Source organism: Paenibacillus sp. FSL R5-0407 (assembly GCF_038009185.1).
In the GTDB taxonomy this organism is placed as follows: domain Bacteria; phylum Bacillota; class Bacilli; order Paenibacillales; family Paenibacillaceae; genus Fontibacillus; species Fontibacillus vini.
The window spans coordinates 3,041,178-3,055,678 of record NZ_JBBPAX010000001.1 but is presented as its reverse complement, the minus strand read 5'-3'; the positions used below and the strand labels follow the sequence as shown (position 1 = coordinate 3,055,678).

The 14,501-nt window shown below is 47.5% G+C and carries 5 protein-coding genes and 1 pseudogene; 5 read left to right on the top strand and 1 reads right to left on the bottom strand.

The window, feature by feature from the left end:
• Window positions 1-51 precede the first annotated feature (51 nt).
• Window positions 52-6,147, bottom strand: coding sequence for an endo-1,4-beta-xylanase (locus NYE70_RS14760; protein WP_341046591.1), 6,096 nt, complete (start codon window positions 6,145-6,147; stop codon window positions 52-54).
• 478 nt (window positions 6,148-6,625) lie between these two features.
• Between NYE70_RS14760 and NYE70_RS14755 the strand changes: the two genes are divergently transcribed.
• The 5 genes and pseudogenes from NYE70_RS14755 (at window position 6,626) to NYE70_RS14735 (ending at window position 14,141) form a co-directional block, all read left to right on the top strand.
• The gene (locus NYE70_RS14755; RefSeq protein ID WP_341046588.1) at window positions 6,626-7,369 is read left to right on the top strand and encodes a heptaprenylglyceryl phosphate synthase; all 744 of its coding nucleotides are present in this window, start codon (window positions 6,626-6,628) and stop codon (window positions 7,367-7,369) included.
• Window positions 7,370-7,987: 618 nt separating this feature from the next.
• Complete coding sequence (pcrA, locus tag NYE70_RS14750) at window positions 7,988-10,372, top strand: DNA helicase PcrA (protein ID WP_341046587.1); 2,385 nt, start codon at window positions 7,988-7,990, stop codon at window positions 10,370-10,372.
• Between the two features lie 271 nt (window positions 10,373-10,643).
• A pseudogene (ligA, locus tag NYE70_RS14745) lies at window positions 10,644-11,648 on the top strand (NAD-dependent DNA ligase LigA); the annotation flags it as partial.
• Between the two features lie 171 nt (window positions 11,649-11,819).
• Window positions 11,820-13,811 (top strand): NAD-dependent DNA ligase LigA, encoded by a 1,992-nt coding sequence (gene ligA, locus NYE70_RS14740; protein ID WP_341046586.1) that lies wholly within the window; start codon window positions 11,820-11,822, stop codon window positions 13,809-13,811.
• 126 nt (window positions 13,812-13,937) lie between these two features.
• Entirely contained in the window at window positions 13,938-14,141 is a 204-nt protein-coding gene (locus tag NYE70_RS14735; RefSeq protein ID WP_341046585.1) for a hypothetical protein, read from the top strand.
• Window positions 14,142-14,501 lie beyond the last annotated feature (360 nt).

The window sequence follows — 14,501 nt, the reverse complement described above, 5'->3', positions numbered from 1 at the left end:
TTGAACCGACGGGGGCAGCTTTTTTGAGAATCAACTGCTTTTAAACGAATTTTACAGCTTCCAGATCCGGTACAGAATCATCGCTGCTTCTGCGCGGGTCAATGTATCCGCTGGTGCAATTTTGCCGTCCTTGCCGTTGACGATTCCGCTTCCTATGAGAGAAGCAGCGCTGTCTTTGGCATAAGCGGCAAGGCTTGTGGCATCCGAATAAGGATCCAGGCTTCCTTGGCCGCCAGTTTGCTTACCGGCCGCGTTCAAGGCTCTTGCTGTAAGGACCATCATATCTTGACGAGAAATACTGCTGCCTGGTTTGAAGGTGTTGTCATTAAATCCGGAAGCAATTCCAAGCTCCTTCGCGATAGCCAAGGCTTCCGCATAGTAAGCGGTTGGCTGAACATCACTGAAGGCTGCCGCATTTCCGCCAGAGCCCTTCAATTCCAGCGCTCTGACAAGCAAGGTGATGAAGTCTGCTCTCGTGATGGAAGCCTTAGGGGCGAAGTTCTCATCAGAGATTCCCTTAATAATATCGCGGGCCGCCATCGCTTCAACGGCTTGTTTCGCCCATGCCGTGTTTTGTAGATCGGCAAAAGATTTGGTTACATAAGCTACAGCATATGTGCTGAAGTGGGTGGTCGTGAATATAACCGCGCCCGTCTTCGAATCGTATCTTCCGCTTGGTACGACCGTTGCCTGCCCTTGGCTGCCAACGTACAAGATCACGATTTGATCCGGGTTAGCAAGTTCCTGTGCGGCAGGGGTGTACGGCAAGGATACCGTTATAGGCGCCGCAGCATTGTTCCAGGCAAGGACACGGTCGCCAGCCTTCACGCTAAGATCGATGATCGGACGGCTGCCCACTTTTCCACGTGCATCGGCATTCAGGTCATTCGCAGAACCTTTGTTGATCTGAATGGAGACTTGCCCGGCTTCCTCCGTCATATTGGACAGCATATTCGATGGTACATGAAGGGTTGCGTACTCCGTCTTGAGCACAAATTCAACATTGTTGTTGCTTTGCAGACTTGAAGCCGGCAGGTGAACAACATAAGATTGCACATTTGCTTGATTCGGTACTTCAATAACAATCTGCTTTTTGCCATTTGCTCCCAGTGAAGCTTGCCCGATTGCTTTATTCAGGCTTTCGCTGGATACGGTTGCCGAAGCGTTTCCGTTCTCAACCTTTACAGTAGGCTGGATGGATACAACCCCGTTGTTATTGTTGACCGTGCCGGGTTGTGTGCCAGGCTGCGTACCGGAGCCGCTGTTTCCGGAATTGGAGTTTCCGGAACCCGAACCGCCAGATCCACCACCGTTATTGCCACCGCCGTTATTACCTCCTCCATTGTTGCCGCCGGACGATTTGCCGAGGAGGGTGAGTTCCCCGAATACGGACGGGTCCTGATACCCTTGACCCGAAGGGTCATTCCATGCATTTACACTAATACGTGCGCCGTTCTTTGCATCGTTGATCTGGGCATCAAAGCCGATTTTAGCATTGTTGGCCGGTGTAATCGTTTTGAACGGGATTTTCATTTCAACCGTGTAATTCGTGCCGGAAACAGAGGTTTTGGATTCAAAACCTGCAGCGATTTTCGCCGGATTGAATGAAGTCTCGTTGTCGAAGGTCACTCTGTATTGTCCGTCATCGTCTTGATAGCTGGTTGATTTTGCATTGTTTTCATCGACGAATACTTCGACCGAATCCTGCTCCCAGACATTGACGCTGGATTTGTCCAGTTTGTCGTCGTTGACTTGAATCAATACATACAGATTTTTGTCATCCCATAGCGTTTTAGCTGTTCCTGAAGCACCTGACCAAGCCATCTGTTTCGTTTCCAGCTTCATTTCCGGAGCATTGCTCCATACGCTGTCAACAGACCCGTCAATAGACGGTGTTCCATAATACGCCTTGGATTGCTTGACATCAATGGTTTCAGGCGGATTTTCAGCCATGTACTTCCCGGGGTCAATTACCCCGTAGTAAGCTTTTTTCGCTTGCAGATCCTTATCGAACAGCACCGGATTCTGCTCGGCTCTCCAACTGGTTCCGTCACTCAGCCCCCAGAAGGTTACACGCGGAATATGGTCGCTGTTCTTCTTATAAAGATCCATCAGTTGGGCAAAAAGATAACCTTGCTGCGTCGCTTCCTTTTCAGTGAGTACAGAATTGGAGCCCGCCATAATGTCCAGTTCGGTAATGCTGACTTCAACGCCCAGGGAAATGAAGCGCTCGAGCGAACTCTTGACATTGTCTATTCTGGTGCCCAGATTGTAGTGGGCCTGCATGCCGATTCCGTCAACCAGCTTCTTGCCTGGATGATCCTTGGCATAGTTTTCATTGAGTTCTTTAACCATGCTGTAGATGGCGGTAGATTTGTTCTGGTTATCATCGTTGTAATCATTATAGTAGAGCTTGATATCCCAGTCCGGGTGTTTATCGAGGACTTCTCTGGCTGCTAGGAACGCCTGATCGAGATAGTCATCCCCGATTGCTTTGTACCAGCCGGATTGGCGCAATGCCTTTCTCCATTCCTGCGGATTCGCCGGGTTATCGTTCATCGCTTCGTTGACGACATCCCAGGAGATTACCTGGTCACCGAAGTGCTCCATGACGGTTTGAATATGGGTCCTTAGATTGTCCAGAGCTTCTTCACGACTCAACGGTTGACCATCGGCCCCGGTATGAAGCCATTCAGGTGACTGCGCATGCCAGACAAGGACATGTCCGTGCAGTTTAAGGTCTGCGTCTTGTACTTTTTTGACAAGGGCATCTTCTGCGGCAAAGTCAAACACTCTATTACTGTTATAGGCATAGTCCGGCTTCATATCGTTCTCAAACGTGACGACATTGTGGTGCTTCGTCAGAAGCTTAGGCCGATTTCCTTCAAAAGTGGCCGGGTTAACAATATTGCCAATCAGGAAATCGTTGGCGTACACGTCCTTAATGTTAAGAAGATCTTCTTGAATCGGAGTCTGGCCTCCAACGAGTGTAACTTCCCCGAATACGGACGGGTCCTGGTACCCTTGGCCTGAAGGGTCATTCCATGCATTGGCACTGATACGTGCGCCATTCTTGGCATCATTAATCTGGGCATCAAAGCCGATTTTGGCATTGTTGGCCGGTGTAATCGTTTTGAACGGGATTTTCATTTCAACCGTGTAATTCGTGCCGGAAACAGAGGTTTTGGATTCAAAACCTTCAGCGATTTTCGCCGGATTGAATGAAGTCTCGTTGTCGAAGTTCACTCTGTACTGTCCGTCATCGTCTTGATAGCTGGTTGATTTTGCATTGTTTTCATCGACGAATACTTCGACCGAATCCTGCTCCCAGACATTAACGCTGGATTTGTCCAGTTTGTCGTCTTTGACTTGAATCAATACATACAGATTTTTGTCATCCCATAGCGTTTTGGCTGTTCCTGAAGCACCTGACCAGGCCATTTGTTTCGTATCCAGCTTCATTTCGGGAGCATTGCTCCATACGCTGTCAACAGAACCGTCAATAGACGGTGTTCCATAATACGCCTTGGATTGTTTGGCATCCATACCTTGAGGCGGATTTTCCTCCATGTACTTCTCGGGGTCAATTACCCCGTAGTAAGCCTTTTTCGCTTGCAGATCCTTATCGAACAGGGTTGGATTCTGCTCGGCTCTCCAGCTCGTGCTGTCATTTAATCCCCAGAAGGTTACACGCGGAATATGGTCGCTGTTTTTCTTATAGAGATCCATCAATTGGGCATAAAGATATGCCTGCTGCTGCGCCTCTTTGTCAGTGATCGTAGAGTTGGTGCCCGCCATAATGTCCAGTTCGGTAATGCTGACTTCAACGCCCAGGGATATGAAGCGCTCGAGCGAACTCTTGACATTGTCTATTCTGGTGCCCAGATTGTAGTGGGCCTGCATGCCGATCCCGTCAACCAGCTTTTTGCCTGGATGAGTTTTGGCATAGTTCTCATTGAGTTCTTTAACCATGCTGTAGATGGCGGTGGATTTATTCTGGTTATCATCATTGTAATCATTGTAGTAGAGCTTGATATCCCATCCATTTTCATCAATGACTTCTCTGGCCGCAAGGAAGGACTGCTCAATAAAGTCATCGCCGATGGCTTTCAACCAGCCCGAATTGCGCAATGCCTTTTTCCAGTCTTGCGGATTCGCCGGGTTATCGTTCATCGCTTCATTGACCACATCCCAGGAAATCACTTTGTCACCGAAGTGCTTTACTACGGTTTTAATATGTGTTCTCAAATTTTCCAGAGCTTCTTCACGGCTCAATGGCTGACCATCGGCTGCGGTATGAAGCCATTCTGGTGACTGCGCATGCCATACGAGTACGTGTCCGTGCAAGTCAAGGCCTGCATCTTGTACTCTCTGGACAAGGGCATCTTCTGCGGTAAAGTCAAACACTCTATTGCTGTTATAGGCATAGTCCGGCTTCATATCGTTCTCAAACGTGACGACATTGTGGTGCTTCTTCAGAAGCTTGAGCCGATTCTCGTCAAAACTTCCCGGGTTAACAATATTACCAATCAGGAAATCGTCAGTGTAAACATCCTTTATGTTAGGAAGTCCTTCTTGAATCGGAGGCGCCGCAGCTACCGGCCCCAAATAGGACAATTTAAAATCATCCAGAAAGAAGGTACGGTTACCTCCATCATTATTTGCGGTCTCAACATAAGCATTGAGTACGGTTGGGGTAGTCGTAAGAGTATATTTGCCCTTCAGTTCTACCCATTGTTGATCGGTTACGGTTACGTTCGGGGACACGTTTGCAAAGCCGCTGTCTGCGTATTGGACACTAATGCGCAGAGTTGTAGGGGCCTCGCCTGATTTCATTTTTACCCATGCCGACAGCTCATACTGGTGGTTCTTGGCCATTTTACCGCCGGCGTCGACCAATGCAGCATCATATTGGGTTGTAGTAGTAACAAGGAGACTCTGGCTGCCGTCAGAAGTATGGTTGTCCTCTTTGGAAAGTACTACAGTTTCCCGGCCATTCCGTGCTTTGAAACCATCCAGGCCATCTTCAAAGTCGGCGGATATGCCTGTTTTGTCTACAACTTCCGGAGGGTTAGTCCCGCCCGGCGTGACATCCGTGATGATCACTTCGTCGATGTAAATATCCGAGGTCAACATATTGCCTTCGGCCGGTTCAACGTAAATAATGACTTCCTTGGTGTTAGATGGAATCTCGTAGCCTTTAGTTTCAAATGTGGTCCATTCAAGAGCGTTTACTACCTTATTTCCAACGATCCAGGGATACTTGTTTTCGAGCAGGTCGGAATCTATTTTAGAGGCGATATGGAAATTGCCTGAATCCGAACCGAGTCTGACTTTGAGAGAAATGTCGTATTTTCGATCGGATTTGACAATGTTCGTCAGGGCGAGAGCAGGAACTGCTTTCTCATTGGCCCGGTTAAAAAACTTTAATGATTTAGTGCCAGCGGAGGCGATACCGTCAATAACGGAAACTTCACCGCTGGTGCCCCAAGAGAGCCTAGCCCATCCCCCGGCAGCACCATCTTCAAAACTTTGTTGAAGCACTACAGCAGATGAGGGAGGGGAATCTACTGTGGTGATTAAAATATCCCCGATATAGAAGGGAACTTTTGCACCTTCATCATTGGATTTTATCCGAAGAGCTGTACCCTCTACGTTCGTAACTGGGAGATTAGCAGAGAGTGAGACGCCTTGTCCTGCTTTAAACGCTGTGGAGCTAATTCCATTGTACGATTCATCATCACTGCCTTTATTGCTTACAACTTCAAGAACGACTTGCGCACCTTGAGGCAGATTATAATCATCCTCAACATAAACGGAAGCTGTTACGGTATATTCCTGTCCAGCCGCCAAGCCGATGTCACCGAATGCGAAGTCAACGCCGTCCCAATTATTGGACCGGTTGCTTACTGATAATGCTGCTCCATCCTCATTGCCGGTGAATTTCTTGCCAGTTACCGCCTCCAGGTTGGCACTACCCGATTGGGTTGCCTTACCCGGGCCATTTTCAAAGTTTTCGTGGTATACGATTACCGAATTAGGTGCTGCTGAATCCGCTGCCTGCGCGGTCCGGACAATGAGACCCGCCGGCATTAGCAAGGCCGCTGTAAGTAAGATTGAAGCAATTTGTTTGAACGATCTCCTCATTTAAAGCATTCCTCCTGCACCAAATTTGTCGAAAATGGTAAAGCGCTTACAAAAATGTTAATTTCACCTCCTCCCTTCCGGAGCATACCATTTCGAATTAGAACCGTCTTACTCAAAATTAAAGGACAATCCGAGTTTTTCCCAGATAAATGCAAAGAAGGAAGAATGCAAATACTCTTTTCTACTGAGGGTGCATAATAAATCCAGGAAGCTTCATAATGAACGTTCATTCTTTGTGGATCAGCTCAGGGGACCGTGTTCTTTTTGTTCGCATTTCATACGAACATTGACAGTATTCTAACAGTCACTTAGACTAGAAGTGGCTATGAAAAATAGCCGGTTTGCATGAATCAGCTGATACGAAATAAAGGTTGACCTAATACAGCGGACAAAGCACGAGCGGGGCGGGAGAGAGGCCCCGTTTTTCGTGACCGAAACGGGTATATGAATAGTTTGGACAAGCTTGGAGGAGTCGGTGTTGAAGCAAAGTTTGCAGTCTTGGCGGCATGTATTCAAGTTGGACCCCGATCGTCCATTGGAAGACGAGGTGCTGGAAGCCGTTTGTATGTCCGGGAGCGATGCCGTTATGGTGGGAGGCTCCAGCGGAGTGACGTATGAGAATACGGTGGATCTCTTGTCGCGCATCCGCCGGTTTGAAATTCCGTGCGTGCTGGAGGTTTCCGATTTGGAAGCCGTCGTGCCGGGATTTGATTTATATATGATACCGATGGTGCTGAACACCTCGCGGAGCGATTGGCTGGTCGGTCAGCATGCCCGAGCGGTCGAGCAGTACGGGTATATGATTCCTTGGGAGTTGTTGGTTCCGGAAGGCTACCTCATTCTGAACCCCGATTCCACGGTTGCCCGAGTTACGGAGGCCACCACTGGCCTGGATGCAGCGGCTGCCGCCGCGTACGCCCAGGTTGCGGACAAATTGCTGCAGATGCCGATCATCTATGTAGAGTATAGCGGGACATTCGGCGACATGGAGCTTGTAGCGGATGTGCGCAGATGTCTTGAGAGTGCTCGTCTTTTTTATGGCGGGGGGATTCACGATGCCGAAACAGCACGCCGGGCGGCGGCCGTCAGCGACACAATCGTTGTCGGCAACGCAATTTACAGCGACCTGCAAGGCGCGCTGAGCACAGTCCAGGCGGTGAAAGGGAATAGTATTACTGGCGGTAGCAGTAACGGTAGTTTCTACGGCAGTGGTAGCAGGTAAGAGTAACCCAAGTAACCCAAGTAACCCAAGTAACCCAAGTAACCCAAGTAACCCAAGTAACCCAAGTAACCCAAGTAACCCAAGTAACCCAAGTAACCCAAGTAACCCAAGTAACCCAAGTAACCCAAGTAACCCAAGTAACCTAAGCCCTACCGAAAACAAATTAACTGCATTTTCTCCAGCTAATTTGGCAAAATTGCATCCTACGACTAAATTAGCTGTAAAACCTCCATCTATATTAAGACGAATTAGGCAACTTTGGCGTGTAGAAGGCGAATTAGCTGTAGGTTTTACAGTTAGTTAATGAGATTGCAAGAAGACGGCGAAATTAGCTGTATATTTTCCAGTTAATGTCCAACACTCGATTTAGCACTATATTTACTATCACATTATTAATCATTTTAATCTACAAGCATCAATCTACCTTGTCCTAGAGCCTATCAACTAGTTTATCCAGCGAATCATCATCGCCATCGCCATCGTCATTATCATTAATCTTCTTCACAATTCATCCTATATTATTCGATAAAACGTGGAGTCACTTTCACTTAAACTTTTACTTATACATTCATTTTTACTTCACATTAAGTATTGAGCATTTGGAAAGGAGCATTTACTATGCAACCTGTTAATATACAAGAGGCGGTGGCCCGCCTAAACCCGGAGCAGCGCAAAGCCGTCGAGACGACGGAAGGCCCGCTGCTGATTATGGCCGGCGCGGGCAGCGGCAAGACGCGCGTGCTCACGCACCGCATCGCCTACCTGATCGCTACGCGCAAGGCTCCGCCTTGGGCGATTCTCGCGATCACGTTTACGAACAAAGCCGCCCGCGAAATGCAGGACCGGGTCTCCCGGCTGGTTGGCGGGTCGGAAGGCCGCGACATTTGGGTATCCACCTTCCACTCCATGTGCGTACGGATTCTCCGTAGAGATATCGAGCGTATCGGGTTTACGTCGAACTTTTCCATTCTGGATTCTACCGATCAGCTCTCCGTGATCCGCAATTGCATGAAAGAGATGAACATCGACACGAAAAAGTTTGAGCCGAAGGCGGTTCAGTCGATGATCAGCACGGCGAAGAACGAATTGATCACCCCGAAACAGTATGAGCAAAAGATCGGGGACTATTTTGAAGGCATCGTCGCTAAAGTATATACCATGTACCAGAAGAAGCTCCGCAACAACAATTCGCTCGATTTCGACGATTTGATCATGAAGACGATCGAGCTGTTTAAAGAGACGCCGGAAGTGCTGGATTTCTATCAAAAAAAATTCGCATACATCCACGTCGATGAGTATCAGGATACAAACCGGGCCCAATATATGCTGTGCCGCATGCTGGCTGACAAGCATCACCGGATTTGCGTCGTGGGCGATAGCGACCAGTCGATCTACCGTTGGCGGGGGGCGGACATCAGTAACATCCTGAATTTCGAACAGGATTATCCTGAAGCGAGCACGATTATGCTGGAGCAGAACTACCGTTCCACTTCGACGATTCTGAACGCGGCGAACGGCGTAATTGGGCGGAATACCGGACGCAAGCCGAAGAAACTGTGGACCGACAAAGGCGACGGGGACAAAATCAAAGTATACCGCGCAGATTCGGAGCATGATGAGGGGTATTTCGTAACCTCGGAGATCGCCAAAAATGTAAAAGACGGCAAGCAACACCGCGATCATGCTATTTTGTATCGGACTAATGCCCAGTCCCGGGTAATCGAGGAAATTCTCATCAAATCGGATATCCCGTATCAGATCGTCGGAGGCATCAAGTTCTACGATCGTAAAGAAATTAAGGACCTGCTCGGTTACTTGCGGCTTCTGTCCAATCCGGACGACGATATCAGCTTGACCCGGATCATCAATGTGCCAAAAAGAGGGATCGGTGATACGACGGTAGGCAAGCTGGCGGATGCGGCGGCGCAGCGGGGCACTTCCATTTTCCGCGTGCTGGAGACGGTGGACGACCTCGGCTTCGCAGGACGTACGCGTAATGCGTTGGTTGAGTTCTATGACATGATCGCCGCGCTGCACAAAATGGTCGAGTATCTGTCCGTGACTGAACTGACCGAGAAACTGCTGGAAATGTCTCAATACCGGATGGAACTGCAAAGTGAAAATACGCTGGAGTCACGTTCCCGGCTCGAAAATATTGATGAGTTCCTGTCAGTAACGATGGAATTTGAGAATAATAATGAAGATAAGACGCTCGTATCCTTCCTGACCGATTTGGCGCTGATCGCGGATATCGACAGCATGAACGACAACAGCGATGCGGAAAAACAAAACGATGACGCCGTAGTGCTGATGACGATGCACAGCGCGAAGGGACTGGAGTTCCCGGTCGTTTTCATTATCGGGATGGAGGAAGGCGTGTTCCCGCATAGCCGGGCCTTCCTTGATAATGAAGAGCTGGAGGAGGAGCGCCGCCTCGCCTATGTTGGCATCACGCGGGCCGAGGAGAAGCTGTTCCTCTCCTGCGCGCAGATGCGCACGCTGTTCGGACGCACTACGGCGAACCCGCCGTCGCGCTTCCTGGAGGAGATTCCCGAGGAACTCAAGGAAGATACAGGCATCGAGCGCGACCGCTACCGCCGGGGGGCGGGCATCGGCGGCGCGTACAGCGGCCGCGGCTTTGGCGCCAGCGGCGGCAGCAACTTCGGCCACCGCGGCGGCGGGGCCGAATCACCGGCCTCGCGGCCTGCCGCAGGCGGCCGCAGCGGCAATGGCAGCAGCGGCGGCGTTACCGTGACGGTACCGGGCATGCCCGGTACCTCCGGCGGCCCGTCCGCCGCGAGAAAATCAACGCCGGGTGCCGGCAGCTCCGGCGAAGGCTTCAGCGCCGGCGACAAAGTGTCGCACGGCAAATGGGGCATCGGCACCGTCGTGGCGATTAAAGGCTCCGGCAATGACATGGAGCTGCAAATCGCCTTTCCGGCGCCGGTCGGCGTGAAGCGCCTGCTGGCGGGATTCGCTCCGATCACGAAGGTGACGGAGTAGTAGAAGCTCAGCAGGCATTCAGCCATACAGCCAGTGTACCAAGCACTGGCTGTTGCAACTTCCAGGTCGTTTTGTGCGCCTGAGGAGGACAAAACGGAAAAGTGTCCACCTAAAAGTGGACAAATGGATATATTGTACCCGCCCAGGTTTTTTATCAGCCAGCCTGCAAGAGCAGCCAGAGCCAGAGAAAATGATAGTTAAATCGAGACGCAAGCGGCCCCGGAAGCCCCGGGTCCCTTCGTTTCCATACATATAAGGAGGGTTGTCCCGCATGGATGCTATGCAAAGAATGGAACAGCTTGTCGAGCAATTGAATCAGTACAGCTATCACTACTATACTTTGGACCAGCCGCTCGTCAGCGACAAGGAGTATGACGTGCTGTACGACGAGTTGGTCGCTTTGGAGAAAGAATCCGGAGTGCAGCTCCCCGATTCCCCTACGCTTCGGGTCGGTGGCGAATTGCTGCAGGGCTTTAAGCCGCATAAGCACCTGGCTCCATTATGGAGCCTCGACAAAGCGCAAAATGAAGAGCAGCTGATCAACTGGAATAACCGGGTTCAAAAATTGGTCGCCGACTACAACAGCAAACATCCCGACAACCCGCTGCCTCAGCCCACATATGTAGTGGAGCTTAAGTTCGACGGCCTTACACTCAACCTGACTTATACCGACGGCAAGCTGGTGCAAGCCTCCACGCGGGGGAACGGAGCCGTCGGCGAAGGCATTTTGGCCCAGGTTAAAACTATTCGTTCCGTCCCGCTTACGATTCCGTACAAAGATGGTACGATCGAAGTGCAGGGCGAAGGCATCATGAATTTGTCCGTCCTCGCCAAATATAACGAGACTGCGGCGGAGCCGCTCAAGAATGCGCGCAATGCCGCGGCAGGAGCTCTTCGTAACTTGAATCCGCGCACGACGGCGGAGCGGAAGCTGAGCGCCTTTTTCTATAATGTAGGATATTCTGACGGCATTCAATTTAGCGATCACCGGGAGATGATGGAATTCCTCAAGGAGAATCGCTTCAAGGTCAATCCGTACGTGACTTATCACCAGAGCTTTGAGGAAGTGATGGGGGTGCTTCACTCGATCGTGGAACAGCGCTCTTCGCTGGACTATCTGATCGACGGGGCCGTCATTAAGATCACTGACATGCGCACACGTGAGGCGCTCGGCTATACCGACAAGTTCCCGCGCTGGGCGGTTGCGTTCAAGTTTGAAGCCGAGGAGACGACCACGATTCTTGAATCGGTGACCTGGAACGTGGGACGCACCGGCAATAAGTACATTTTTGCAAACAAAAGTTATGAACCGTTTTATTGTTGGAATAATGTAGTTAACAAGGGGGCTTAGAGTTTTGTTTAATACTGAGTTGAAATAAACGAAATAAACGAAATAAATATCTTTTCTACGATGACTTTTGTTTAAGAAAGTGGGGGTGTGATTGTTATGAATGTGAAAGAACAGATTGAGAATTTAAGAGCACAGATAAAATACCACAATGAAAAATATTATGATATGGATCAGCCGGAAATAACCGATTATGAGTATGACAAACTTTACAAAGAATTAAAAAGGCTTGAAGAAGAATTTCCAGAATTCATTAGTTCTGATTCCCCTACACAAAAAGTAGGAAGCTCTGTTAAACGTGAATTAAGAAAGGTACAACACGATGTACCAGTAATAAGTCTACAAGATGTATTTACAAAAGAAGATATATATAATTTTGTAAATAAAGTAAACTCACAGGTTTCTGACCCCAAATTTGTAGTCGAGATGAAAATTGATGGTTTAACCGTTATGTTAAGGTATCACAATGGTAAATTAACGGAAGGAATTACGAGGGGGGATGGCGAGGTTGGAGAATCAGTTTACGAAAATCTTTTAGAGATAAAGTCAATTCCTAAAGAGATTCCAACCAAATTGCCTTATTTGGAGATCCGCGGGGAAGTTTATATGTCCAATGAAACCTTTGAAAAAGTAATACAGAAACAAAAAGATGTAAACGGTAAAAAATATAAAACACCGAGGAACCTAGCAGCAGGTACTTTAAGGCAGTTAGATTCAAGAGTGGTTAGAGATCGTAACCTGGATATATTCGTTTTTAACCTTGAAATATCAGAAGGTAAAGACTTCACTTCCCACAGTGAAACGTTGAAGTGGTTAGAGAATCAAGGATTTAAAACAATCCCTGATTATAAAGTTTGTACAACTGCAGAAGAAATTTGGAAGTATGTATCGGATATCGGAGAGATAAGATCAAGTTTATCCTTTGGTATCGATGGAGCTGTTATAAAAGTTGATGATCTGAGCGACAGAAGAGTATTAGGAACGACAAGTAAAGTCCCGAGGTGGGCTGTAGCTTTTAAATATCCACCAGAGCAAAAGGAAACGGTTATTAAAGACATTAAAGTACAAGTGGGTCGTACGGGCAGATTAACGCCCTTAGCTCTTCTAGAGCCAGTTATATTAGCAGGCACTGAAGTTTCTAAAGCGACTTTACACAATCAAGATTTTATCGATTCTAAGGATATACAAATAGGTGATACTGTTGTAATACAAAAGGCAGGAGACATAATCCCGGAGGTTGTTAGAAGCATTCCTGAGAAAAGACCGAGCAATGCGGTTAAGTTCACAATACCTCAGGTATGTCCTATCTGTAATTCTCCTACTGTTAGAGATGAAAACGGAGCGGATACCCGCTGTGGTGGAAACGAATGTTTAGCCCAATTGAGCAGGGGAATTACCTATTTTGCTTCTAAAGATGCGATGGATATAGAAGGGTTTGGACCAAGTTCAGTCGAGTCTCTCATGTCTGAAGGATATATAAAAAATATCGCAGATATTTACTACCTTAAAGAACATCGTGATGAGCTAATTGAGAAAGGAATAGTTGGACGGGAGAAGTCGGTTGATAACTTGCTGAATGCGATTGATAAATCAAAGGAAAATGATTTGGTCCAGTTAATTACAGGGTTTGGAATAAAGAATGTAGGGAAGCAAACGGCAAGAGCGTTGACCTCTAGTTTTGCAAACATAGACGAAATTAGTAACGCTACCTACGATCAATTAATTATGTTACCGGATTTTGGTGATACAGTTGCAACTAGCGTTTTGAGTTTCTTTAGTCTTAACAGTACGCATGAATTAATTGAAAAATTGAAAAATGCAGGTGTTAATACCCAATCAAAAGTATCAGAAGTAAGCAAAGACGACAGATTTACGGGAAAAACATTTGTTATTACCGGAACGCTTCCGAATCTAAAAAGAGACGAAGCTACCCGATTAATTCAAATGCATGGTGGCAAAGTATCGGGTAGTGTTTCCAAGAAAACGTCATTTGTCCTTGCGGGAGAAGAAGCAGGAAGTAAGTTAACAAAGGCAGAGGAATTAGGCGTTAAAATAATTGATGAAGAAGAATTCAACAATTTGTTAAGGTAAAAAAGACAACTCAGATCGTTCATGAAGGTGTGTTTACTTAATAAGTGGCACACCTCTTATATTTATTTTATGCTTGTTATAACTGAGGGTAGACCAAATAGACCAAACGTAAGTGAGGTGCCAGGCATGATAAGATGGTTAAACCAAAATGAAGGAGCATTGCTCAAAATATTTAGCGTTATATTCTTAGGGTTTGGGACCGGTCTATTTCTCGTTAGTGAATATGTTCAGGCGCTGGAAAGCGGATTGATAGGAATCTTGATTTATGGAATATATCGGTTTGGCTCAGAGTTTGAAAAACATTTGGACGATAATAACGATCCTAATTGAATATAGGTTGTGTGTCTATGAAAATAAAGTGGTTAAAATTACACCAATTTATTGAGCATAACATCAAGGGCGGACTAGATTGTTTGACAGACAATCCTTGAATGATGAGTACAATGGCTTTCAATACAGATTATACGTGCCAAATGATGTTCTTGATGAAGGAATCTGAATTAATAACAGCTATTATAGGAATGTACGACATTGAATCGGAATTTGAGCATGAACCTTCGATATTCCAGATGCCAAGCACTATACAACTTACATTGTTTTGTTAATTGGGGATTTAGGGCTGAAGGATGATTGGGGATAAAAGACAAATGTGTCGTTGGATATTACGTAAGCTGTTTTAGAAAACAAGGA